General features: G+C 35.2%; 21 protein-coding genes and 1 riboswitch. Of the genes, 14 read left to right on the forward strand and 7 right to left on the reverse strand.

Annotation, left to right across the window (positions count from 1 at the left end; genetic code table 11):
* Nucleotide 1 precedes the first annotated feature (1 nt).
* From ACW9JY_RS03275 to ACW9JY_RS03340, 14 genes are all read left to right on the forward strand, one after another.
* Nucleotides 2-673 (forward strand): HesA/MoeB/ThiF family protein, encoded by a 672-nt coding sequence (locus tag ACW9JY_RS03275; protein ID WP_103076304.1) that lies wholly within the window; start codon nucleotides 2-4, stop codon nucleotides 671-673.
* Nucleotides 674-946: 273 nt separating this feature from the next.
* Nucleotides 947-1,435, forward strand: coding sequence for a 4Fe-4S dicluster domain-containing protein (locus ACW9JY_RS03280; protein ID WP_103076303.1), 489 nt, complete (start codon nucleotides 947-949; stop codon nucleotides 1,433-1,435).
* A 1-nt stretch (nucleotide 1,436) separates the two neighbouring features.
* Nucleotides 1,437-3,251, forward strand: coding sequence for an aldehyde ferredoxin oxidoreductase family protein (locus ACW9JY_RS03285; protein WP_457283380.1), 1,815 nt, complete (start codon nucleotides 1,437-1,439; stop codon nucleotides 3,249-3,251).
* On the forward strand, nucleotides 3,248-4,480 hold the full coding sequence (locus tag ACW9JY_RS03290; RefSeq protein ID WP_457283381.1) for an NAD(P)/FAD-dependent oxidoreductase: 1,233 nt from the start codon (nucleotides 3,248-3,250) through the stop codon (nucleotides 4,478-4,480). The genes ACW9JY_RS03285 and ACW9JY_RS03290 overlap by 4 nt, the downstream gene beginning before the upstream one ends.
* Nucleotides 4,481-4,523: 43 nt before the next feature.
* A riboswitch (molybdenum cofactor riboswitch) is annotated at nucleotides 4,524-4,645 on the forward strand.
* 160 nt (nucleotides 4,646-4,805) lie between these two features.
* A complete protein-coding gene (gene wtpA, locus ACW9JY_RS03295; RefSeq protein ID WP_103076300.1) occupies nucleotides 4,806-5,771 on the forward strand; it encodes a tungstate ABC transporter substrate-binding protein WtpA in 966 nt (321 codons plus the stop codon).
* Nucleotides 5,764-6,573: an ABC transporter permease subunit gene (locus ACW9JY_RS03300; RefSeq protein ID WP_457283382.1), complete on the forward strand. Its 810-nt coding sequence runs from the start codon at nucleotides 5,764-5,766 to the stop codon at nucleotides 6,571-6,573. Before wtpA ends, ACW9JY_RS03300 begins: the two co-directional genes overlap by 8 nt.
* Nucleotides 6,566-7,609 carry a tungstate ABC transporter ATP-binding protein WtpC gene (gene wtpC / locus ACW9JY_RS03305; protein WP_103076298.1) on the forward strand — a complete coding sequence of 348 codons (1,044 nt, stop codon included), beginning with the start codon at nucleotides 6,566-6,568 and terminating at the stop codon, nucleotides 7,607-7,609. The genes ACW9JY_RS03300 and wtpC overlap by 8 nt, the downstream gene beginning before the upstream one ends.
* Nucleotides 7,610-7,626: 17 nt before the next feature.
* Nucleotides 7,627-8,238 carry a hypothetical protein gene (locus ACW9JY_RS03310; protein ID WP_457283383.1) on the forward strand — a complete coding sequence of 204 codons (612 nt, stop codon included), beginning with the start codon at nucleotides 7,627-7,629 and terminating at the stop codon, nucleotides 8,236-8,238.
* Between the two features lie 15 nt (nucleotides 8,239-8,253).
* Complete coding sequence (locus tag ACW9JY_RS03315; protein WP_457283384.1) at nucleotides 8,254-9,489, forward strand: molybdopterin molybdotransferase MoeA; 1,236 nt, start codon at nucleotides 8,254-8,256, stop codon at nucleotides 9,487-9,489.
* Nucleotides 9,490-9,664: 175 nt separating this feature from the next.
* The gene (locus ACW9JY_RS03320) at nucleotides 9,665-11,563 is read left to right on the forward strand and encodes a molybdopterin biosynthesis protein (protein ID WP_457283385.1); all 1,899 of its coding nucleotides are present in this window, start codon (nucleotides 9,665-9,667) and stop codon (nucleotides 11,561-11,563) included.
* Between the two features lie 19 nt (nucleotides 11,564-11,582).
* Complete coding sequence (gene moaA / locus ACW9JY_RS03325) at nucleotides 11,583-12,554, forward strand: GTP 3',8-cyclase MoaA (protein WP_457283386.1); 972 nt, start codon at nucleotides 11,583-11,585, stop codon at nucleotides 12,552-12,554.
* Nucleotides 12,555-12,556: 2 nt separating this feature from the next.
* On the forward strand, nucleotides 12,557-13,039 hold the full coding sequence (gene moaC, locus ACW9JY_RS03330; protein WP_103076293.1) for a cyclic pyranopterin monophosphate synthase MoaC: 483 nt from the start codon (nucleotides 12,557-12,559) through the stop codon (nucleotides 13,037-13,039).
* The gene (locus tag ACW9JY_RS03335; RefSeq protein ID WP_457283408.1) at nucleotides 13,017-13,466 is read left to right on the forward strand and encodes an MOSC domain-containing protein; all 450 of its coding nucleotides are present in this window, start codon (nucleotides 13,017-13,019) and stop codon (nucleotides 13,464-13,466) included. The genes moaC and ACW9JY_RS03335 overlap by 23 nt, the downstream gene beginning before the upstream one ends.
* 10 nt (nucleotides 13,467-13,476) lie before the next feature.
* Nucleotides 13,477-13,959: a MogA/MoaB family molybdenum cofactor biosynthesis protein gene (locus tag ACW9JY_RS03340; RefSeq protein WP_103076292.1), complete on the forward strand. Its 483-nt coding sequence runs from the start codon at nucleotides 13,477-13,479 to the stop codon at nucleotides 13,957-13,959.
* A gap of 29 nt (nucleotides 13,960-13,988) precedes the next feature.
* Here the strand turns inward: ACW9JY_RS03340 and ACW9JY_RS03345 are convergent, their stop codons facing one another.
* The 7 genes from ACW9JY_RS03345 to ACW9JY_RS03375 all read right to left on the reverse strand — a co-directional run bounded on the left by ACW9JY_RS03345 (nucleotide 13,989) and on the right by ACW9JY_RS03375 (nucleotide 24,205).
* Nucleotides 13,989-15,968, reverse strand: a complete 1,980-nt coding sequence (locus ACW9JY_RS03345) for a glycoside hydrolase family 13 protein (RefSeq protein WP_457283387.1) — start codon at nucleotides 15,966-15,968, stop codon at nucleotides 13,989-13,991.
* 2 nt (nucleotides 15,969-15,970) lie between these two features.
* Nucleotides 15,971-17,791: a ribosomal protection-like ABC-F family protein gene (gene abc-f, locus ACW9JY_RS03350; protein ID WP_457283388.1), complete on the reverse strand. Its 1,821-nt coding sequence runs from the start codon at nucleotides 17,789-17,791 to the stop codon at nucleotides 15,971-15,973.
* A gap of 10 nt (nucleotides 17,792-17,801) precedes the next feature.
* Entirely contained in the window at nucleotides 17,802-18,779 is a 978-nt protein-coding gene (locus ACW9JY_RS03355) for an ABC transporter ATP-binding protein (protein ID WP_457283389.1), read from the reverse strand.
* Nucleotides 18,736-19,188 carry an SsrA-binding protein SmpB gene (gene smpB / locus ACW9JY_RS03360; protein WP_457283409.1) on the reverse strand — a complete coding sequence of 151 codons (453 nt, stop codon included), beginning with the start codon at nucleotides 19,186-19,188 and terminating at the stop codon, nucleotides 18,736-18,738. The genes ACW9JY_RS03355 and smpB overlap by 44 nt, the downstream gene beginning before the upstream one ends.
* Before the next feature lie 67 nt (nucleotides 19,189-19,255).
* A complete protein-coding gene (gene disA, locus ACW9JY_RS03365; protein WP_457283390.1) occupies nucleotides 19,256-20,365 on the reverse strand; it encodes a DNA integrity scanning diadenylate cyclase DisA in 1,110 nt (369 codons plus the stop codon).
* A gap of 4 nt (nucleotides 20,366-20,369) precedes the next feature.
* A complete protein-coding gene (gene radA, locus ACW9JY_RS03370) occupies nucleotides 20,370-21,716 on the reverse strand; it encodes a DNA repair protein RadA (RefSeq protein WP_103076287.1) in 1,347 nt (448 codons plus the stop codon).
* Nucleotides 21,713-24,205 carry an ATP-dependent Clp protease ATP-binding subunit gene (locus ACW9JY_RS03375; protein ID WP_457283391.1) on the reverse strand — a complete coding sequence of 831 codons (2,493 nt, stop codon included), beginning with the start codon at nucleotides 24,203-24,205 and terminating at the stop codon, nucleotides 21,713-21,715. The genes radA and ACW9JY_RS03375 overlap by 4 nt, the downstream gene beginning before the upstream one ends.
* Between the last annotated feature and the right edge of the window lie 125 nt (nucleotides 24,206-24,330).

Genomic DNA, 24,330 nt, shown 5'->3' on the forward strand with positions numbered 1-24,330 from the left:
TATGGATTACTTGGAAAGACAAAAAATGTTGTTCACAGAAGAAGAGGTTTTAAAGTTAAAACAAGCTGTTGTCTATATTGGTGGAGCTGGAGGTCTTGGAACTCATCAGGCATTGGAGTTACAAAGGGTTGGTGTAAAAAAAATATATTTGGTGGATTATGATAAGGTTGAGCTTTCTAATTTAAACCGTCAAGTATTATATGGCATGGATAGCATCAGCGAATACAAAGTCGATCAAGCTAAAAAAACTCTTGAATCTTTTAACTTGCCAACGATAATAGAAACAAAGGTAGAAAAAATTTCAAAAAAGAGTAAAATACCAACAGATGTGAACGTTATATTAGACGCTCTTGATAATTTCGAAACGAGATATATTCTTGAACAACTTGCTTGGAAATCCAACGTTCCTTATATACATGCAGGGGTTAATCAGTGGTATGGTCAATTGACAACTATAATACCGGGTAGAACTTTGTCTTTAAAAGATATATTTGGAGAAGTGGATACAACAAAGGAAAAGGTCTCTACTATCTCACCTGTCGTATCTATCATGGCATCTCTTCAAGTAATAGAGGCGATTAAAGTAATAACTGGGAGGAAAAATACCCTAGATAACAAGTTGCTACTTATAGATTTAAAGGATTATTCCGTTGAAATAATTAAACTTCAATGAAAAATAGAACTTCCATTCCTCTACTAATCCTTGCTCTTCAAGATAAGATTAAGAAAAGCGCTCATTTGCAAGAATTTGCCTTCTAATCGAAAATAATTGCCCTTAAACGCTTCTAATTGTCAATAAATCGAATTGACTTTTTTGAAACATAAGAGTTAAAATAATAGCAAGTTAAATTTTCAAAAAATAGGTTTTTAATGTAACAAAAATTTTGTTCTTTTCAAGTAAATACAGTTTAGTTAACATCCTAAAACTACCAAAGGAGGAGTGTACATGAAAGTATTGATGTTGGATCAGGCAAAGTGCACGGGATGTAGGGCATGTGAGTATGCTTGTTCTTTTGAGCATACGGGAAAGTTTAACCCCCTTGACTCTCGAATCAAAGTTAATGAATTTTGGGAAGATTTAACCTTCGTTCCAAGTGTTTGTCTGCAATGTGAGAGAGCGTATTGTGAAGAAGTATGTCCTACTTCTGCATTGACTAAGAACCCTGAAACAGGGGTGGTAGAACTTAACAAGGAAAAATGTATCGGATGTAAACAGTGTATCGTAGCATGTCCATGGGGATCCATAAAATTGGATCATACAGGCAAAGAGGTTATAAAATGCGATAACTGTGGTGGAGATCCAGCGTGTATTAAAGTGTGCTATCCAGGTGCTTTGTCTTACGAAGAAGTAGAAGATATCACAAATGTGAAAGTACAGGAAACTGCCACCCGCCTTAAAGAAATAGCAAAAGATTTAGTAAAGGGGGGAGCTTAATATGATAAAAGGTGGATTCAAAGGTAAATTATTGAGAGTAAACCTGACAACCAAAGAAGTAAAAAGTGAAGCATTGAATGAAGAATGGGCTCAGAAATACTTAGGAGGTAGAGGGTATGGGACTCGTTTGTTGTTGGAAGAAATAGATCCGAAAATAGATCCTCTCTCTGAAGAAAATAAGGTCATTTTTGCCACTGGTCCTTTAGATGGAACATTAGCCCCTTCTTCTGGAAGAACTATGGTAATCACCAAAGGCCCTTTGAATGGAGCTATTGCGTGCTCTAATGCAGGTGGACATTTTGGTCCCGCTTTGAAACACACAGGATACGATATGATCGTTGTTGAAGGAAAATCAGCCGAACCCGTATATATATGGATTAACAAAGGTAAAGTAGAAATCAGATCCGCAAAGGAAATATGGGGGAAATTGGCTGACGAAAGTGACGAACTAATCAGAGAACAAACACATCCCTTGGCTGAAACCATGACGATTGGGCCAGCAGGAGAAAAGTTATCTCGTATCTCTAGTGTAATGTTCAATGGTCATAGGGCTTCTGGAAGAACCGGTGTTGGTGCGGCAGTTGGAAGCAAGAACCTAAAAGGTATAGCCGTTAGAGGAAATGAAGATACTCCAGTGGCTGATCCTGAAGCTTTTATGGAAGCAGTTTATAAGGCTAGAGATATTTTGAGTAAAGACGCCTTTGCAGGTCAAGGAGCTGCTATGTTGGGTACCGCCATGTTGGTAAATGTTATTAATGGTGTTGGTGCGTTTCCAACTAATAATGCCCAAGATGCTTATTTCCCAGAGGCAAATAAAATCAGTGGAGAAACACTGAGGGAGAAAAACTTAATTAGAAATGAAGGATGTGCAGAGTGTCCAATAGCTTGTGGTAGGGTAACGGTGGTAAAAAGTGGACCGTATAAAGGTACTATTGGGGGAGGTCCAGAATACGAATCAGCTTGGTCGTTTGGTGCAATGTGCGGTGTTTCAGATCTTGATGCGGTGATAAGCGCCAATCATCTTTGTGATAAATATGGAATCGATACTATCTCTATGGGTTCAACAGTCGCCTGTGCCATGGAATTGTACGAAAAAGGATATATGCCCAAGGAAGATGTGCCCTTTGAGCTTAGATTTGGTTCAGCAGAAGCCATGTTAAAGGCTGTAGAATTGGCGTGTAAGCAAGAAGAAGATTTTGGTAAATTGTTGGCTCAAGGTTCCTATCGTTTAGCGGAACATTATGGTCATCCGGAACTTTCTATGTCGGCAAAGAAACAAGAGTTCCCAGCTTATGATCCAAGAGCTATCAAAGGTATGGGTTTAGAATATGCTACTAGTAATCGTGGTGGCTGCCACGTCAGAGGATATGGAACAGCTGTAGAGGTATTGGGAGATGCTGATCAGTACGCTTATGAAGGCAAAGCAGCATTAATCAAAACTTTACAAGATCTGACATCAGCACTTGATTCTTCAGGAATATGTTTGTTCACGACTTTTGGTCTCAGTGCTAATGAGTTAGCCGAGATGGTGTCAACTGCAACAGGTTTTTCAATAGATGCTCAAGAGTTCATGAAAATTGGAGAAAGAATTTGGAATATTGAAAAACTTTTCAATCTTAAAGCTGGTTTTACAAGACAGGATGATACCTTACCTCCAAGAATATTAAATGAACCAATCAAAACGGGTCCTTCGAAAGGTCATGTAGAAGATCTTGGAAAGATGTTGGATGAGTACTATCAGTTAAGGGGATGGGATAAAGACAGTGTCCCCACAGACGAAAAACTTAAAGAATTGGAGGTCCAGATTTCAAAATGAGATACGTTATCGTTGGAGCTAGTGCAGCCGGCTTAAATGCTGCTCAAACATTAGAATCTCTGGATCCTCAAGGGGAAATTACTATATTATCCGCTGAAGAAGTATTCCCCTACAGTAAAATGTCTCTACCTTATTTATTGTCAAATAAAGTGAAAAAAAGAGATTATCTGTTTCTTCCCCATCCATCTAAGGCTAAACTTCTACTGGGGCAAAGGGTTGTCAACATTGATGTTGAAAGAAAAAAGGTAGAAACTGCTCAAAACAAAACATTTTCCTACGATAAATTGTTGATAGCAACTGGAGCGGAACCGTATGTTCCGGATATGGAGTTAGAAGGATCTCCGTTAGTGCTAACGGTGCGAAATCTTTCAGATATGGATAAATTGAAAGATAAATTGAACAAAAGCGATGTTAAAAGAGTAATACTTTCTGGTGCGGGATTGGTTAATTCTGAGATTGCTGATGCCTTAGCAGAACTTAATATACCGGGTACTTTTGTTATAAGATCGTCAAGGATGTTGTCTCAGATCGTTGATGAAGAAGGCTCAGAAATTATTGCTGAAAGAGCTATAGAAAGTGGAATGGAGTTAATAACGGGTGAAAGCATAACTAAGGTTCAAGAAGAAGGAGATCACGTAAATGTATTTCTTTCATCAGGCAAAGTAATTCAAGGTAGTTGTGTTGTTGTAGGAAAAGGAGTTAAGCCGAGTATAGATTTTCTCGAAAAAACGCCTATTAAATGTGATACTGGCATCTTGGTAAACGAATATATGGAAACCTCTGTTAAGGATGTTTATGCAGCAGGGGATGTGACGGAATCCATAGATTTAATCTCTGATGAATATGAAATACATGCCTTATGGCCTGTTGCGATGGAACAAGCAAGGATAGCTGCCACCAATATGGCAGGTTATTCTTGGAAATATCCCAAAGAAGTATCTAGAAACATAGTCAATTTATTTGGAGAAGTTGTTTTCACGGGAGGCATAAGTAAAGAGGATGCTTACGACGTTTATAAGGAAAAAGAAGGCAGAAGCTACCATAAAATTCTGGTGAGAGATGGCAAACTTGTTGGTTTTATCTTTGTTGGAGGCGTTCTAAATCCTGGAGTTTATTTAGCAGCGATGAAAGATCAATGGGATATAAGTCATCTATTGAATGAAGCAATAAAAGGTGCGTTAAGTTATTCGATGTTCAAGGCTCCTACGAGAGAAGTTGTGAATATATAACTTTAATATTCAAGTTCTTTTGAAAACAATTTTTTTCATATACATTTTATAATGTCTTCGATCTATGTTACCTAAGGAATTTATTCTATGGTGACTTAGACGATAGGGTATAGAAGGAAACTTCTATGCCTCCCGCATTAGGAAAGGAGACACATTATGAACCGGTGTCTTCACACGCCGGTTTTTTATTTTGTAATGTTATTATTTTTTTAAGCTGTTCTCCTTTCCTCAATCTTCTAGGTTGATTGCACAGTAGAGATTGGATAAATTAGTTTTAGAGTTTATAAACTCAGATAAAAAAATTTAGATAAGAGGAGAGGAAATAATGAAAAGCTTTTATAAGTACACATTTATGTTATTTGTTTTTTTAATTGGGACGATGATGATGGGTGAAGAGATTAGCGGGGAGATTATAGTTTTCCATGCAGGGTCTTTAAGCGTTCCCTTTGCACAAATTGAAAAAGCGTTTGAAAGCCAGTATCCAGGAACAGATGTTATTAGGGAAGCAGCGGGAAGTAGAGAAGCTGTTAGAAAGGTTACCGATCTTGGAAAGGAAGCGGATGTTATAGGTTCTGCGGATTATACCGTTATCGAAAATCTGATGATCCCTGAGTACACAGAATGGTACATAAATTTTGCCAACAACGAGATGGTAATAATGTACACAGAAAATTCTCGTTACAAAGATGAGATTAATTCTGACAATTGGTATGAGATTCTTTTGCGCCCAGATGTTGAGTACGGTCATTCGGATCCAAATGCTGATCCTTGTGGATACAGAAGTCAGATTGTTTGGAAATTAGCAGAAAAATATTATGGAGTGGATAATCTATATCAAAAACTTGCTGATAACTGTCCACCAAAAAACGTTAGACCAAAAGAAACAGATTTAATTGCATTATTAGAGGCAGGAGAACTGGATTATATTTTCATTTATAAATCTGTAGCATTGCAACATCAAATGCCCTACGTGGAATTACCAGAACAAATTAATTTAAAAAGTACAAAATATGCCGATTTTTATGCAACAGCTTCTTTTGATGTAACGGGTAAAGAGCCAGGTGAGATGATAACGCAAGTAGGGCAACCTATGGTATATGCTTTAACCATTCCTAAGAACGCTCCAAATCCACAGGGAGCAATTGCTTTCATTAAATTCGTCATTGGCCAACAAGGACAAGCCATCATGGAAGAAAATGGGCAACCGCCAATTAATCCCCCAGAAGGTGTAAACATTGAAAAAGCTCCTTACGAGATTCAAGACTTCTTAAAAGGTGGAGCGAATGATTAAAAAAGCATGGTTCGAATTAATACTTAGTTTTTTGGGGATACTATTGTTGTTTTTCATAGCTACCCCAGTAGCCAAGCTTATCTTTGGAGTTGAACCGCAAGTTCTTATCGACACTGTAAAAGAAGAAGAAGTTTACAGTTCCATATTGCTTACTTTCAGTGCATCGTTGGTTGCAACTTTAATTTCCATATTGTTAGGGGTACCTTTGGCTTACCTACTTGCTCGTAAAGATTTTTTTGGTAAATCTTTTGTTGAAAGTTTAATAGATATCCCCGTTATAATACCACATACAGCAGCTGGTATAGCGCTTTTGATGGTTTTTGGTCGTAATTTTTTTCTAGGAAGGTTCTTCTCGATATTTGGAATAGAGTTCGTTGGCGAATTTGCAGGAATAGTTGTTGCAATGATGTTTGTTAGTATGCCTTTTTTGGTGAATGAAGTTAAAGAAGGGTTCAAATCTATCGATGTTAAATTGGAAAAGGTTGCTAGAAGTTTGGGTTCATCCTCTGCTCGAACTTTCTTCAAAGTATCGCTACCTTTGAATTTTAACCATTTAATTTCTGGTTCACTTATGATGTGGGCAAGAGGATTATCTGAATTTGGAGCGGTTGTTATTTTAGCTTATCATCCAATGACGGCGTCGGTACTTATTTACGAGAGATTTACTTCCTTTGGATTGAAGTATTCGAGCCCCGTTGCAGCCATTATGGTGATAACAAGTCTCATTGTGTTTATCTTTTTAACACTCATAAACAGAAAGAATTCAGTGGAAGGTCGAGAGAGGGAAAACGAACTTGATTAAAATCGCGAATATATCGAAGAGATTTAAAAAGTTTTCTTTAGAAGATATCAGTTTGAATATCGAAGATAACGAGTATTTTGTAATTTTGGGGCCAACAGGTGTAGGTAAAACAGTGATTCTTGAGATTATAGCAGGTTTAATAAAACCCGACTTTGGGGATGTGTTTATTGGTGAGAAAAGAATTACAAATTTACCTCCTGAAGAGAGAAATATTGGAATGGTTTATCAGGATTACATGCTCTTTCCACATCTAAATGTGGAAGAGAATATTGTTTTTGGATTAAAATCGAGGAGAGTTAAAAAAGATGAGATTAGATATCTATTAAACAACATAGTAGAGCTTTTTCGCATAGAACATTTACTCACAAGAAAAACGAAGAATCTAAGTGGAGGAGAGAAACAAAGAGTAGCTCTTGCACGGGCTTTAATTACTTCTCCACAAATTTTGTTGTTAGATGAACCTTTAAGTGCATTAGATCCTCAAACAAAAGAAAAATTTATAGAAGATTTGAAGAACTTACATAAACAGCTCAAGACTACTACAATTCATGTAACACATGATTTTAATGAAGCATTTTCTTTAGCGGATAAAATCGCTATAATGAAAGATGGGAAGATCGTTCAAGATGGTGATTCAAAAGATGTGTTCAACAAACCGAATTCTGATTTTGTTGCTCAATTTACAGGGGTTAGAAATATTTTTCGAGGAGAAATAATTAATGATGATTCTGATACCTATGTTTCAGTAAATGGATTGAAAATAAGGGTGGCTACTGAAAAGAAAGGGAACGTTAATATCTCTATCAGACCTGAAGATATATTGTTATCTATAAAACCTCTTGATTCAAGCGCTAGGAATGTTTTCCCTGGAGTAATAAAACGGATTTGTGAACAATTATCTATAGTTCATGTTACTGTGGATATCGGTATTCCTTTGGTGGTGTATATAACAAGGCAGTCGTTGAAAGAGTTAAATTTAGTAGAAAATAAAAAGGTTTTTGTTACATTCAAAGCCTCTGCGGTGCATGTTTACTAAGATGGGAGGAACTTTTTTTGGTTACGATCGTTGTTGGTGGAAAATTGAGTAATGTAGGTAAATCTACTTTAATTTCACAAATGATAAAGAATTTAAACTGTCACGTTGGAGTGATAAAAACGTCTCTCCATAAAAATAATAAGGAAATAGAAGTTACGGATGATCCTTCAATTATCAACGAGAAAGGTAAAGATACTTCGCTTTTTAAAGAATCTGGAGCGCAAAATGTAATCTTACTAAAAACAAATTATGAAGGATTGTTGGAAGGTTATAGAAGGGCACGCAAGCTCTTAGATGAGGATATAGAATATTTGATCATTGAAGGAAACAGTATCCTAGATTTTGTTAGACCAACTTTAGTTTTTTACATTGATTCTGATGATACACAAGAAAAAGAATCGGCAACTAAAGCCAAAAGTAAAGCCGATATTATAATCAATAGAGAAAACCTTGAAGAGTTAATCAAAGACGGAAACAGTATGAAATTCAAGATTAATTTTGAACAAGTGAGTTGTTTTAATGCACACGCTATCTGTAAAGCATTGAATATCAAATTACCTAAATTTGGGAAATTGTTGGATGATCAAAACATCAAAGTTCGGTACTGTCAGCTTGGTTTATTCAAATAGAGACGGAGGCTAAGTATGTCTGAATTCTTGGATTTAAATACCCCAGAAATGTTTTGGGAAATTGTCGATAAAAGCCTAAATAAGGGCTCGTTACCATCAGAAACGATAAACTTTAAAGAGTCAAATGGGAGAATTTTAGCGGAGGATTTATTTTCTCCCATCGATCTTCCACCTTTTAGCCGATCAACTGTTGATGGTTTCGCTGTGAAAGCGGAGGATACTTTTGGTGCCTCCGAAAGTATGCCTATCTATTTGAACGTTAAAGGTGAAGTGTTTATGGGACAAGAAACAAAGGTAAAGGTTGAAGTTGGTGAGGCTGTAAAAATTCCAACGGGTGGAATGTTGCCAGAAGGATCAAATGCTGTCGTTATGATAGAATATGTCGATTACGTCGGCGAAAAAATGATTGAAATCAATCGTTCTGTCGGAGTCGGTGAAAATGTAGTTTATAAGGGTGAAGATATTCCTAAGGGGAAGGTACTTTTAAATAAATACCATAAGATCAGGCCACAGGATGTAGGTGCTCTAGCAGGCTTAGGAATAACTGATGTTGAAGTTTATAAAAAACCAAAAGTAGCTGTAATTGCCACAGGAGACGAATTAGTCTCCCCTGAAAGTGTTCCTGGAGTCAGTGAAATCAGGGATATAAATAGCTACACAATAGGAACAACATTAGAAGAAGTAGGTGCAGAAATTAGATACGTTGGGATAATTCCAGATAAATTTGATTTTTTGAGAGAGAATATAAAAAACAATTTAGATTGCGATTTGATTCTGATCTCTGGAGGTAGTTCTGTAGGAGTCAAAGACATGACGGTAGAAGTTTTGAATTCTTTAGGGGAACCTGGTGTATTGTCTCAAGGAATTACGATCAAGCCCGGTAAACCTACAATTTTTGCAGTAATTGAAGGCAAGCCTATTTTAGGCTTACCCGGCCACCCTTCATCATCCTTTATCATTACCCAGGTGATTGTTAAACCATTGGTAGAGAAGATAATGGGTATAAGAGAAAAAAGCATAAAATGTAATATTAAAGCAAAGTTAAGTAGAAATTTGGATTCCGACAAAGGAAGAGAAGAGTACATCCCAGTTCGATTGATTGAAACTGCTGAAAAGAATCACATCGCTGAGCCGATAGTCGGTGAATCAGCAATGATATCAACATTTGTTTATGCAGATGGTTATATAAAAATAGATGCTAACAAAGAAGGACTCAATAAAGAAGAAACGGTAGATGTCTATTTATACTAATTCTATTTATCTTTATGGTTAGGCTGAGCATAAAAGGCCTAAAACTCCTTTATCCTTATAGGTGGGCAACAGGATAAGGGGCTGCCAGTCTCTTCCTTATGGGTGGGGAGCGGGGCGAAGGGGCGCTATATAAGAGCTTTTCAAGGTAGTAAATTGAATTCAAGAAGGTGGATAAATGAGTAAAATATATTTAGAAAAAGTCTCTTTAGAAAAAGCTATGGATGAATATTTTAAGATTTTCAAAGATTATTCTATTGAAACAGAGAATATTAAAGCCGAAAATTCTAGTGGTAGAGTCACAGGAGAAGCTATATATGCAAAAAGGTTTGGGCCACATTATTATGCTTCCGCAATGGATGGTATAGCGGTTAAAGCTTCAAATACATATGGAGCCAGTAAAACGAATCCATTAATGTTGAAAAAAGGGTTAGATGCGGTTATAGTTGATACTGGGGATCCGATACCAGAAGGATTTAATGCGGTTATTAAGATAGAAGAAATAAATGATGAAGGCGATTTTTACATTATAGAAAAAAGCGCTACACCATGGCAAAATATTAGAGCTATTGGAGAAAGTGTGATGAAAGGGCAATTAATGTTCCCGGTAAATCATATGATACGGCCTTATGATGTGGGAGCTTTATTAGAAGCAGGTGTGAAAGAAATTAATGTCAAAAAAAAGCCTTTGATAGGGATCATTCCAACGGGTGATGAAATTATCCCTCCCAATCAGGAACCAGAAAAAGGCCAACTTGTTGATTTCAATTCGACTATAATGAAGATTTATGGCGAACAATGGGGAGCAAAAGTTTCAATCACAGAGATCCTCCCTGACAAATATGAAGATCTCAAGAAAAAAGTGTTGGACGAGGTAGAGAAAAACGATATTTTGGTCATTATAGCTGGTTCTTCTGCCGGTAGGGAAGATTATACTGAGAAAATTTTAAATGAGGTGGGAAGAGTAATTGTGCATGGCATTAATATAATGCCAGGTAAACCTGTTATTCTAGGTATTATAAAAGGCAAGCCGGTAATTGGTATACCTGGTTATCCCCTCTCTGCGTTGCTGAATTATTATATTTTTGTACGGACACTTGTGTATCAGATGCAAAGTTTGGGCGTTCCAGAAATGCCATATATAAATGCGGTTGTTCGTAGAAAAGTTCCTTCACAAGTTGGGTTGGAAGAATTTTTAAGGGTTAATTTAGCTTTTATTGACGGAGAATACGTAGCGGTTCCCCGAAAAAGGGGATCGGCTGCCATGGAGTCACTGGTGAATGCAGATGGTATTATGCCTGTCCCAGAAAAATCTGAAGGAATAGGTATCAACGAAAAGGTGAAAATATATATTTTGAAACCCATCTCCTCCATTTCAAAAAACGTGTTGTTCATTGGAAGCCATGATTATTCATTAGACATATTGGTTAATGAAATAAAATCTCAAAAACTTGGATTTGACTTTAACATTCAATCTGTGGGGAGTATGGGAGGGTTGATGTCGCTTAAAAGAGGTGAGTGTCATTTGGCAGGAGCCCACCTTTTGGATCCACAAAGTGGAACGTACAATAAAACTTACGTTAAAGAGATTTTAGGTGATAAAAAAGTAACTATGGTGAATTTAATTTGGAGACAACAGGGTTTAATTGTACCAAAAGGTAACCCTTTGGGATTGAAAAAGATAGAGGATTTAAGCCGTCCAGATATTAACTTCATCAATAGACAGAAAGGTTCAGGTACGCGTGTATTGCTAGACTATTGGTTGAACAAAAAGGGAATACCTTCAAAATCAATTAGGGGATACGAGAGAGAAGAATTCACCCACACTGCTGTTGCGGCAGCCGTTGCAAATAAATCTGCAGATGTAGGATTAGGGATAAAGGCAGCTGCCGATGCTATGGATTTGGATTTTATACCTCTTTTAGAAGAAAGATATGATTTTATAATTCCAACTGACTTTCTACAAGATACAAGGATGAAAAAAATTATAGAGGTGATTAATTCTGAAAAGTTTAAAAGCCAAGTAATTGCATTAGGTGGTTATAGGACAGATAATACAGGAGAAGTAATGTCTTAAAAAGGAGAGTTTAATTATAATGATTGATAAATACGGAAGAAGTATCGATTATCTTAGAATATCGATAACAGATAGATGTAATCTACGTTGTATTTATTGTATGCCACCCCAAGGTGTAACTTTCAAGCCCCATAGCAGTATTCTAAGATACGAAGAAATAATCAAAATTGTTGAAGTAGGTACTGAACTTGGTATAAAAAAAGTTCGTATCACAGGTGGTGAACCTCTTGTTCGGCAAGGCGTAGTAGGTTTAATCAAGGAGTTAAGGAAAATTTCTGCACTTGAAGATATTACTATGACAACCAATGGTGTTCTTCTACCAAAATATGCTTTTGCTTTAAAAAGGGCAGGTTTGTCTAGGGTTAACATAAGTCTTGATTCTTTAAATCCCGATACCTATAAAACAATTACTCGAAGGGGCGAGTTTTCACAAGCAATTGAAGGGATTAAAGCAGCACTTGAAGTTGGCTTAAATCCAGTAAAGATTAATACCGTTGTGATGAAGGGTTTAAACGATAGTGAATTGGAAAATTTTGTTGAACTCACAAAGGATAAAGATCTACACGTGAGATTTATTGAATATATGCCTATGGGTGAAACAAGCCTTCTTTCTGGTAATTATTATGTATCTCTAAACGAATTCAAGGAAAAAATTATCAATAAGATGGGTATGGTCCCTGTAGATATGAAAAATAATGGCCCTTCAAAGGATTTCAAAGTCCCTGGGGCAAGGGGAACTGTAGGGTTTATCACCGCTATTAGTCATAACTTTTGTTCAACATGTAATCGGATGAGATTAACCGCTGATGGATTTTTGAGGCCTTGTCTTGCCAGCGATGTTGAAGTAAATATGCGCGATGAAGATGGGAAGATTTCTACAGAAGGTGTGAGAGAAAAGTTTGAAAAAGCTCTTCTTCTTAAACCCATTAGTCACAACTTTTACAAAAATAATTTCTTCCCAAAGAAAAATATGTCCCAAATTGGAGGATAGGTATGAAAGAATTCACCCATATAGATGAAAAAGGTAGAGCAAAGATGGTTGACGTTACAGATAAAGGTGAAACCAAAAGAGAAGCTATAGCCTATGGACAAATAAAGCTAAAAGAATCAACCCTTGAAAGGATAAAGAATGGTCAGATAGAAAAAGGAGCTGTTTTAGAAACTGCAAGAGTGGCTGGAATTATGGGTGTTAAGAAAACAGCTGAGTTAATCCCCATGTGTCACCCTTTGTTGATAACCGGCATAGATATAAAATTTGAATTTGAAAATGCCACAACTTTAGGTATCTACGCAACGGTAAGGACAACAGGCAAAACGGGGGTTGAAATGGAAGCATTTACTGGTGTTTCAATAGCGGCTTTAACTGTGTACGATATGTGTAAGGCTGTAGATAAAGATATGGTGATTAAAAATATAAAATTACTCAAAAAGACTGGAGGTAAAAGTGGAACTTATGTTAGAGAAAACGATGAGTAGAGAAGGTAAAGTAGTCAAAGTTTGTAAATGTGAAAAAAGAGGAATGCTCAAAAAAGAACAAGATAAAATCAACATTATAACTAATTATGGCGTTGAGGGTGACTATCATGCAGGAAAAAGTCATAGGCAAGTCAGTCTGTTGGGCATAGAAAGCCTTGAAAAGATAGTGAAAGAAAAGAATTTAAATTTAAAAGATGGATATTGCAACTTCGCACAGAATATAACTATAGAAGGGATAGAGTTATATAAATACCCTGTGGGAACCAAATTTAGAATAGGTGAAAGTGTATTACTCGAAATTACCGAAATAGGGAAAGCAGGAGAATTCAATCCTGATAATATAATGCTGACAGAGGGGATCTTCGCCAAAGTTTTAGAAGGAGGCATCGTGATTCCGGGTGATAAATTAACGATTGTATCAGAGTAGGGGGGGAGTAATGATTAAAGTAGCAATAATAACAATAAGTGATAAAGGATCAAAGGGTTTAAGACAAGACAAAAGTGGTGAATTACTAATAAAGATGGTTGAAGAGGAAGGTTGGATTAAAACTCTTTACCTAATAATTCCAGATGAAAAAGAAGAAATAGAACAAAAATTAAAAGAAGTAGCCGACAATAATATTGCAGACTTAATACTCACAACAGGAGGAACGGGTTTTGCTCCAAGAGATGTTACACCCGAGGCTACGAAAAACATTATCGAAAAAGAGGTTCCAGGAATTCCGGAAAAAATCAGATATGCCACAGGGGAGAATACCCCAATGGCATATCTTTCTAGAGGAGTTTGTGGCATTAGAAAATTTACTCTAATCATCAATTTTCCAGGTAGTACTAAGGCGGTTAAAGAATGTTTTGAAGCTGTTAAGGATCTTATCCCACACGGAATTAATATTTTAAAGGGTGAGATAACAGAACATTAGAAAAAAGCCATATATGTAACTAAAGCGAATCAATTAATTTTAAATACAAGGGCAATTTTCTCTGGAATTTTCAGAGATTTTTTGCCATCATTATAAGAATTATCTTCTAAATTGAAATCTTTTGTTGAGAATAAAAGAGTTATATTGCCTTCTTTTTTATCGAGTAGCCATAATGGCAGTTCAACATCGATCTCTTTTTCTTCTCTATTTATAATGGTGACTATATTTTCACTTTCATTCCATGAAGCGTAAGATACGTATCCACTATTCCAATCAAGAAAATCAAAAGATCCCTTTCTCAATGCAGGATGCTCTTTGTACATTTTAATTAATTCTTTTGTGAAATTAAACAACATTTTATTTTCTTCACTTTCTTTTCCCCAAGGGTAAGGTCTCCTATTATCTGGGTCTGTCCAACCTTCCAAACCTATTTCATCACCGTAGAATAATCCTGGTGATCCTGGAAGAGTAAACATTGTGACTAATCCTATTTTGAAAACATCTAAATCCTTTCCAAGGGAAGCTTCTTCATGAGTTTGCGGTCCCAATCTCCCAACTTTTTGTGTGGTTCTTGTCATCCATCTAGAATGATCATGGTTGCTTAGTTGGTTTAATGCAATAAATTTACTATTCATGGGTAATTGAGATAAAGCCCATCTAACTGAGTTAACGAAATACTCAGCATTTTTTAAGAGCTCAGGTTTATGATGCTCGTTGTGTTTTTCCATGCCTGTAAGAAAATAACTAACGGGATCCATACAGGTTATATAATTCATTATAGAATCCCAACATTTTCTTTCTAACCAAGTAAGAGGTGATTTATAAATTTCTGCAAATATTATAGATTCAGGATTTGACTTTTTTACAACTTTGTAGAAGAATCTCCAAAAGGCCGTATTCATCTCAAAAGATTTACCTAAATCATCTGCAACATCGAGTCTCCATCCATCTGCATTGAAAGGTTCGCTAACCCATTTTTTCCCAATATCCGCTATGTATTTCCATAAACTAATATTTCCATAATTCAATTTTGGTAGGGTGTGAAAGCCCCACCATCCCTCATAGTTATTTTGAGCACTGTCCCAATAAAAATAACTTTTATAAGGGGAATCCTCCCTATGTAGACTACCTTCACCATATAAATCCATTTCGTCTATCCATTTATGAAAAGAACCACAATGGTTGAAAACACCATCTAAAATAATTTTTATATCTTTTTCATGGGCTTTTTGAATCAAAAGCTTTAGAATTTCATCGCTTTTTTCAAGGTTCTTTATAGATGTAGTTCTGACTTTGTACTTTTCGTTCAGATCTTCCGAATCTTCATCTATAACCCCAAAATGAGGGTCTACATGTTCGTAATCTTGAGTATCATATTTGTGCGGACTTGGAGAAACAAAGATAGGGTTTAGGTAAATCGTTTCCACTCCTAAATCTTTTAAGTAATCAATCTTTTCTAAAACTCCTTGTAAATCTCCGCCATAAAACTCCCTATGACCATTTTTAGGATCTGGCAGTGAGTTCCAATCTTTTTTTAAAACTTCTTGACCATCGTATTGATACTCATGGGATACTGGATCATTTGTTTCATCTCCGTTTTTGAATCGATCAACAAATATTTGATAATATATAGAACCATGGGACCATTTTGGAGTTTTAAAATCTGCGACGAGTACAAAGTCATGAATAGCACGATTTTCTACAATACCCATAGCGTCATAGAACACTTTTTTGCCCTTTTCTATTAAATCTATTTCGAAATGGTACCTAACAATTCTATCTGGCATTTTGAAAGTACTTTCAAAAAAATAAAAGTAAGTAGTTTCTTTTGAGAGTTGCATTGGTTTATGTTGATAATTTTTTAAATGTTTTTGAGGAGTAAAGATAACACTTCCAATACTTTTACCTAAGTATTTTGGAATTCTTAGTTTAATCGTTACCTTATCATCTATGCTTGGCTCCTCGGGATAAAAATAGGATTTAGTTTGATCTGAATATATGCCTTTCATAATTATCCTCCGTAATTATTGTTTGAGATTTTAGTATGTTGATTTAATTCTTCTACATATTTACTTTCCAGTTTTTGTAGTTTTGTAAGTTCCTTTTCTAATTTGTTTTTTTCTTCAATTAATTCTAACACCTTATTATAATCGTCTCCATACTCAAAAAGTTTAGCTTCAACTGAATCTAACTTTTCAAATAACAGTTCCGATTCCGCCCTGATTCTTGAAATTTCATTGTTTAAAGTTTTTATTCTGTTTTTTCTTTTTTTATTTTGTTCGTATTCTTTGTTTACTTTTTTTTCTTTTTTTATTTTAAAAGAGTTATTTTTTATTTCTTCTAAAAGAGATTGAATATTTTCAGATATTTTGGATTCCCCGTTGTCTATTAAAAGAAATTTGTTGGCGATGTTTTCAATAAAAGATTGGTCATGTGAGACAAAGATGATGGCTCCTGTGTACTCTTTGAGTGCTTGTTCCAAACTTTCAATTGTTAGGATATCCAAATGGTTGGTAGGTTCATCCAATATCAAAACGTTTGGTTTCTCAAGTAAAATTTTAGCTAATGCCAATCTGGTGAGTTCTCCCCCAGAGAGTTCGCTTACTTTTTTGAACACTTCACTAGAATAGAATCCAAATCTTCCAAGATACTTTCTTACTTCGAAATCTTTCCAATCCTTTACCAATTCCCACGTTTCATTCAACACGTCAGATTCTTGAGAGAGATTAGATATAACTTGATCTAAATATCCGATTTTGATATTGTATCCCCATTCAATGTTCCCTTCATGATTTTCTAATTCACCTATCAATAATTTTAATAAAGTGCTCTTTCCGCAACCATTTTTTCCTAATATAGCTAATTTTTCTTCTTCGTAGAGTTCAAAAGAGATGTTTTCTAGTAATTCTTGTTCTTCGTTGTATGAAAAAGATAGGTCTTTAACCTCTACTACCTTGTAACCAGTTTTTGTGGGTTGGGGGATCTTTACGTCTATACCTTTTTCTTCTTCGATGTTTTGAATCTCTTGGAGTTCATTTTTCAACTCTTCCAATTTTCTTTCACGGATTACTGCCTGCCTGACCATTTTTTCTGTTCCCCAACTTCGGTAACGCTTTATCATTTTTTCGAGTCTTTCTATTTCTTTTTCTACGTTCTGTTTTCTCGAATTTACTGAATTTATATAAATTTCACGTGATTGGATGTATTCTTTGTAGGTTCCTTTGAATTCCCAAATCTTTGAATTGTTTATTTCCCAATATTTGTTACACAACTGTTTTAAAAATGTCCTGTCGTGGGATACGATAACCATTGCACCTTTGTAATTTTTGAGATAGTTGATTAACCAATCAATAGAGTAGAGATCCAGATGGTTAGTAGGTTCGTCAAGAAGTAATAAATCGCTTTTTTCAGAAAGAGTTTTTCCGAGGGATAATCTAGTCAATTCACCACCACTTAAACCAGAAACATTTCTATCCCATTGGCCTTCTTCGAAACCAAGTCCCACTAGCAAACTCCTAACGTTCTTATCGACTATGTGTTCAGGTGTAATTTTTGAGACGCTTTCCTTTAAAAAGTCATACAAAGTAGGATCTGTTTTATTTAAATCTAATCTATATTGCTTTAAAAGAGATATATTTAAATCATTTTTCTTGAGCACTCGTCCTTCAATAGGCTCAATATTTCCTGAAATAATATTCAATAAAGTAGTTTTTCCGGCTCCGTTTTTACCTATTAAAGCGATCCTATCGTTTTGATTTATAACCAAGTCGACATCATAAAAGAGGTAAAATTCACCGAAATTATGTGAGACATTTTCGAGTCTTAATAGCAAACTTATCACCTTAAGTATTTGTTTTCAATGGTTGATTTGGGGTTGATATTATATAAGAATATATGTCTTCCAGAGTTGGACGTAATTTTCTAATCGAGACGCTGAAATTATTCATTGTAAATGAATTATCTTTCGAATCGATTATTACTTTTTCTTTGGATACGGGTTTTATTGCCAAAACATCCGAGAGATCTTTTAAATAGGTTAATATTTTTTCATGGTCTTTTTCATCGAAAGTGAGCTCGTAAATATTAATTATAGAATCAAATCTTTTGTAAATATTTTCTATATTGTCTTTAATAACAATTTTTCCATCTATGATTATCCCTACACTTGTAGCTAATTGTTCAACTTCCCATAGATAATGGGAAGTTATCACTATTGTTGTTCCATTTTTGATGTTTTCGTTTAATATATAACGCCTTATAAACCTTGAGGATTCTACATCTATGGCATTCGTTGGTTCATCTAACAAAAGTATTTTTGGGGATTTTAATAATGCCCTAGCTATATTCAACTTCTGTTTGTTGCCAGAAGAAAGGTTTTTAGTTAATTTGTTTTTATATTTTTCCAATCCAAAACTATGCAAAAACTCGTTAATTTTTTTATCACTGTCTTCGATATTTGAAGCTAAAGAAAATAATTTTAGGTTTTCATAAGGGGTTAAATCATTTTCCAATACAGAATAATCAGAGACTAAAGAGATCACCTTTCTAAGGTTTGGTTTGTTTTTGGAAAGATCTTTTCCAAGTATTTCCACCTTTCCTTGTGAAGGATTTAAAAGCGTGGAAATAGTCTTCATAATGGTAGATTTGCCTGCACCATTGGGACCTATAAGTCCAAAAATCTCTCCTTCATTAATTTCTAGATCAACATTATCAACCGCAACCGTTTTCCCAAATCTTTTTGTTAAACCCTTAATTGATATTGCTGGTGAAATTTTTTCAGATATTTTCATATTTTTGTTGTTTTCTAATTCTCCTTTCATACTCTTTTTCTGCAATCTTTTCGCGCTTATCGTATTTTTTTAATCCTTTAGCCAAAGCGATTTTAACCTTTATCAGTCCTTTATTGTTAACATAGAATTCGAGCGGAATTATCGTCAAACCTTCCTGTTTAACTTTAGATTGCAAGCGCCTTATTTCTTTTTTATGAAGCAAAAGTTTCCTAGGTCTTTCTGGATCATGATTGAATAGAGATGCCCCTGAATAGGGACTAATGTGAATATTGTATAAAATCAATTCTCCGTTTTCTATTTTACAGAAACTATCTTTGAAATTAATTTTTCTTGCCTTGCAGGATTTCACCTCGGTACCTAACAAAGAAATCCCTGCCTCGAAGGTTTCTAATATTTCATAATCGTGAGTAGCTTTTTTGTTTCTTGCCAGAATTGTTATATTTCTTCACCTCTAAAACTTATAATATTCTTTAAAAAATTAATTTGAAAAACGATCATCAGCATAATTATTTCTTTTCTTTACTCATTATTTGCATAGTTTCCTCTTCTAATTCTTCTTTTTCCCTTTTCTTTTTATTTAATGCCCCCAAGATTATTTCCGCTCTCCTTTTACCTATTCCACTTACATTTGTTAATTCTTCAAAGGTGGCATTCATTAATTCTTGAAGGTTTGTAAAGCTTTCCACAACTTTTTTTACCGCAGTAGTTGGTAATCTAGTAGAATAAAGGATTCTATAACCCCTAGATGATAAAGTTGTTTCCTCCAAATCATCTTCAGAGGAAACATCAATATACCCGAGAGTTTTCGCTATTTTGAATGGATCAACCAACTCGTTAAAGTCTAAATCTTTGAATATGCTTGTGGCATCTTCGGGCTTTTGATACTTTAAATTTTCTGAGCTGTAATCCATTATAACAGCGCCCACATACTTAGGGATTGTTCTTAATATTTCTTCGTATTCTAATTTTGCGCTTCCAGCAATTTCTCCCAATTCTAATAAGTATTTTTCGGCTCTTTGTATAATTTTTATCGTAAGTAAACCTTTGGAAAGTATCTCAACAACGTCGGCGAGACTTACATTTCCCCTTGCCTCTTCAATGTTTAGATAGTCTAATAGGTTCATAAAGCTTTGTCTGTATCTTTGGGCAATCGTAATTTCTTGATTTAATCTAGCAAATAAAACGTTTTCAGGCAGAAGTTCATATTTCATTTTATTATAATAAACTGAAACAATGTTCCTTCTTTTAGAAACCGCGACGGTTAAATCTCCCGTTTGAATAGACACTTTTTCAGCAGTTTTGTGTCTCATGCCGGTTTCTGAACTAGGAATGCTCTTATCAGGATTAAGTTGTGTATTTGCTGCAAGAATTTGAGTTCCATCGCTATTCAAGACAATAGCCCCATCCATTTTTGAGAGTTCATAAATTTTTTCGGGTAAAAAATCAGAATCAAGTCTAAAGCCCAACTGTATTAGTCCTTCTTTAAGATGCTTTTCAGGTTGTGAACAAAAAAACAACAATGCTCCCAAGTTTGCTTCCATTATCCTGTCTATACCTTTTCTAATAGGCTTTCCTGGAGCTAGCAAATCAAAAATTCTTTCTAATTTTTCGTTCAAAATTTCATCCCCCTTTTTTGAATAATTTTATCAAATCTTTTACACTTTCTGCAACTACAATAGAGTTTTTTCTAGGGGAAAAATTTTTTGGAATAACTATATTATTAAAACCAATTTTTTGTGAAAGCTCCAATCTTTTCTCTAAAAGAGGAATACCTCTTATTCTCCCATCTAAACCTATTTCTCCAAAGGCTATCGTCGAAGAAGAAAGTGGGGTATCGAATATCGAGGAGATTAAAGATAAAGCTATGGCAACATCCATTGAACTGTCATTGATCCTTAGTCCTCCTGCACTACTAACAAATATATCTTTACTTTCCAATGGGAGCTTCAACTTCTTGGAAAGTACTGCAATTATCATTAAAAGTCTATCTAAAGGTATACCCGAAGTAACCCTTCTAGGTGATCCGTATACCGGGTTACTGACTAAAGCTTGTATCTCTATTGGAAGTAATTTTTGACCAACTTTTACTATAGTTAAAGTGTTTCCTGACTCATTCGAATAATCAGACAAGAAAAAAGAATTTATATTATCTATTGGTTTTAAACCTTTTTGGGTTATTTCAAATAAAATAACTTCATCTGTGGGGCCGTACCGATTTTTAGTCACTTTTAAAAGCCTTAGTCCAGATCCACCTTCCAATTCCATTTGAAGAACGCAATCTACCATGTGTTCTAACACTTTTGGACCAGCAATAGCTCCTTCTTTGTTTACATGACCTACCAGAACTATAGGAATATTCATTTTTTTAGCGTATTCCACCATTTTTCTCGTGCTTTCTCTAACTTGGAGAATACTACCAGGTGAAGAATCAATACTGTCTATTTTTAAGGTTTGAACAGAATCTATGAAAATAACGGAAGGTATCATATTAGACTTTTCCATAGCATTAAGTATAACATCCACATTATTTTCGAATATTAATCCTATATTTTTATTTTTTATTTCCAACCGATTGAATCTTTGAACGACTTGTTCTGTCGATTCTTCACCTGAAACGTAGAAGATGAATCCTTCAGGTGTCTGAATAGACTTTGCGATTTGTGCCAATAAGGTGCTTTTTCCAATACCCGGGTCTCCACTCAACAAATAGACAGCACCTTCCACCAATCCACCGTTTAACACATTGTCAATTTCTTGAAAATTAGTAGGGATCTTTTTTGCTGGGGGAAGCTCTTGATCAAGAAAAACTATATCTGGAACTTTAAGGTGTCCAGTATCAATAGAAACATCCGCGGTATTATATTCTACCGCGGATTCTAATTCATTACACATAGGACATTTTGCAAACCATTTATCGGATTCATAACCGCAATTACTGCATACGTAGTGTTTTTGAGATTTTCTCAACTATTGACCACTTTCTTCTCCATTTGTTTCTTGTTTTTCGGACTTTTTCTAAAAGAAAGACTTTCTTTAGATTTTTTGTGAGTTACTAATATTTTATCTCCTTCTTCATATTTTCCTTTTAATAATTCTTCGGACAAAGGATCTTCAATATATCTTTGTATAGCCCTTTTCAAAGGTCTTGCTCCAAAAACAGAATCATAACCCTTTTCCAATAAGAAATTGATAGCACTTTCTTTGACCGATAATGTAAGATTTCTTTCTTCTAATCTACTTTTTAGGTCGCTTAGTTGAATGGATATAATATCTTTAAGTTGATTTTTAGTAAGCGGGTGAAATACAATAACATCGTCTAATCTGTTTATGAACTCTGGTTTGAATGCTTTCTTCACTGCGGACATTACTTCTTGTTTTATGTCTTTGTATTCACTTTCCATCGTGCCTTCTTCTACAAAACCCAAACTTCTCTTAGTTTTGTTGATCTGTTCAGAACCAAGGTTAGAGGTCATAATAATTATTGTGTTTCTAAAGTCAACCGTTCTTCCTTGAGAATCTGTTAATCTTCCTTCATCCATTATTTGTAACAAAATATTGTATACATCTGTATGTGCTTTTTCTATTTCGTCCAGCAAAATTACGGAATAAGGTCTTCTTCTTACAATTTCCGTCAATTGACCGCCTTCATCGTAGCCAACATATCCTGGAGGAGCACCCACAAGCCTTGAGACGCTGAATTTTTCCATGTATTCACTCATATCAATTCTTACTAAATGTGTTTCGTTTCCAAAGAGATAGGCTGCTAAAGTCTTAGCTAGCTCAGTTTTTCCAACACCGGTTGGCCCTAAAAACATGAATACGCCTGTAGGTCTTTGTGGATCTTTTAATCCACTTCGTGCCCTCCTTATAGCCTTTGCAACTGATTTTATAGCTTCATCCTGTCCAACCACTCGTTCGTGTAATACCGCTTCCAAATTTAATAACTTTTCCATCTCTTCGAGACGGAGTTGTCTCAATGGGACACCTGTCCAATTGGATATTATTTCAGCTATATCTTCTTCATTTATTTGAATTATTCTATTTTCAGCTTCAGCTCTCCATTTTGAATATTCCTCTTCGTACTTTTCTTTCATCTTTGTTAGTTTTTCTTCAACGTTTTCTTTAGAATTGGGATCGTTTCTTTTACTTTCAAAATCTACAATCTTTTCAGATTGAATTTTTAATTTATCAGGAAGTGTTAGAGCGCTTAAACGTGCTTTAGCGCCAGCTTCATCTATAACATCTATTGCTTTGTCTGGCAGGTGTCTATCTGTAATATACCTTGCCGAAAGCTGTACAGCTGACTGAATTGCAGAATGTTGATATTTAACTTTATGATGTTCCTCGTATTTGGATTTTATGCCTGACAAGATATTTATAGTCTCTTCAATAGTAGGTTCAGTTACATATATCTTTTGGAAACGTCTTTCAAGAGCGGGATCCTTTTCAATAAATTTTCTGTATTCACTTGCCGTGGTGGAACCAATCACAGTAATTTCTCCGCTTGCTAAGGCTGGTTTTAATACGTTTGCAGCATCCATGGAAGACCCCTCAGCAGCTCCAGCTTCTACAATCATATGTAATTCGTCGATAAAAAGAATAATATCTTCAGTTTTTTGCAATATTTGCATCAATTTTTTCATTCTTTTTTCGAACTCGCCTCGATATTTTGTTCCAGCTACTATTGAGGTAATATCCAAAGAAAAAATAGTTTTATTTTTTAATATCTCTGGCACTCGGCCTTCAACGATTCTTTGTGCCAAGCCTTCAACTATCGCACTTTTACCTACACCTGCCTCACCTATCAAAACAGGATTATTCTTTTTTCTTCTCGCCAATATTTCCATTATACGGTTTATTTCTATTTCTCTTCCTATTATAGGATCCAATTTACGATTCTCAGCTTGTGCGGTTAAATCAGTTCCATATTCTTCAAGTTGCTTAAGTGCATTTTGCTTTTGACGTTTTCTTTCTTCTGACTCTTCGGTTTTAGCAATCTCCATTCGCCCGGTTGATCTACCCTTAATCATCATTTCCGTTAGTTCTTTTCTCATCAAAGTTAGATTTATTCCGGAACGCTTCAATATATGAGAAGCTATTCCTTCTGCTTCTCTACAGATGCCTAAAAGAAGATGTTCGGCGTCTATCTTACCAAACCCCATGAGTTCAGATTCATCATATGCCAACTCTAATATTCTTTTAGCTCTTGGGGTAGGTTGTGGAGATCCTATTATTCCCTGGGTTGAATTCGTACCAACAACATTGGTTATTTCCATCTTTATAGAATTATAGTATAAATTAAATTCTTCAAATACAGTATCTAAATGGCCTCCTCCAACTTTCAACAGTCCCAATAAAATATGTTCTGTTCCAACATAGGGGTGTCCCATCTGTTTTGCTTCATTTTGAGCTTCAATAAAAACTTTTGCAGCTCTTTCTGTAAAATTATCAAACATGTCTACTCTCCTCCTTTACCGTACACCTAAGCAACAAAAACTACCGATAAGTTCGCGTCGCTGTATATAGAAATGTTATTATTTACTGTCCTTTGTATTCTCGTTTCACTATTATTTTACCATGA

The organism is Petrotoga sp. DB-2 (assembly GCF_054051725.1).

Bases quoted from the DNA above. Each gene is read 5' to 3' on its own strand.
- ACW9JY_RS03300 (WP_457283382.1), top strand. From the start codon at position 5,764: ATGATTAAAAAAGCATGGTTCGAATTAATACTTAGTTTTTTGGGGATA.
- ACW9JY_RS03315 (WP_457283384.1), top strand. From the start codon at position 8,254: ATGTCTGAATTCTTGGATTTAAATACCCCAGAAATGTTTTGGGAAATT.
- ACW9JY_RS03375 (WP_457283391.1), bottom strand. From the start codon at position 24,205: ATGTTTGATAATTTTACAGAAAGAGCTGCAAAAGTTTTTATTGAAGCT.
- ACW9JY_RS03320 (WP_457283385.1), top strand. From the start codon at position 9,665: ATGAGTAAAATATATTTAGAAAAAGTCTCTTTAGAAAAAGCTATGGAT.
- ACW9JY_RS03345 (WP_457283387.1), bottom strand. From the start codon at position 15,968: ATGAAAGGCATATATTCAGATCAAACTAAATCCTATTTTTATCCCGAG.
- ACW9JY_RS03280 (WP_103076303.1), top strand. From the start codon at position 947: ATGAAAGTATTGATGTTGGATCAGGCAAAGTGCACGGGATGTAGGGCA.
- ACW9JY_RS03335 (WP_457283408.1), top strand. From the start codon at position 13,017: ATGTTAGAGAAAACGATGAGTAGAGAAGGTAAAGTAGTCAAAGTTTGT.
- moaC (WP_103076293.1), top strand. From the start codon at position 12,557: ATGAAAGAATTCACCCATATAGATGAAAAAGGTAGAGCAAAGATGGTT.
- moaA (WP_457283386.1), top strand. From the start codon at position 11,583: ATGATTGATAAATACGGAAGAAGTATCGATTATCTTAGAATATCGATA.
- wtpA (WP_103076300.1), top strand. From the start codon at position 4,806: ATGAAAAGCTTTTATAAGTACACATTTATGTTATTTGTTTTTTTAATT.
- ACW9JY_RS03340 (WP_103076292.1), top strand. From the start codon at position 13,477: ATGATTAAAGTAGCAATAATAACAATAAGTGATAAAGGATCAAAGGGT.
- ACW9JY_RS03355 (WP_457283389.1), bottom strand. From the start codon at position 18,779: ATGAAAGGAGAATTAGAAAACAACAAAAATATGAAAATATCTGAAAAA.
- ACW9JY_RS03285 (WP_457283380.1), top strand. From the start codon at position 1,437: ATGATAAAAGGTGGATTCAAAGGTAAATTATTGAGAGTAAACCTGACA.
- ACW9JY_RS03275 (WP_103076304.1), top strand. From the start codon at position 2: ATGGATTACTTGGAAAGACAAAAAATGTTGTTCACAGAAGAAGAGGTT.
- ACW9JY_RS03290 (WP_457283381.1), top strand. From the start codon at position 3,248: ATGAGATACGTTATCGTTGGAGCTAGTGCAGCCGGCTTAAATGCTGCT.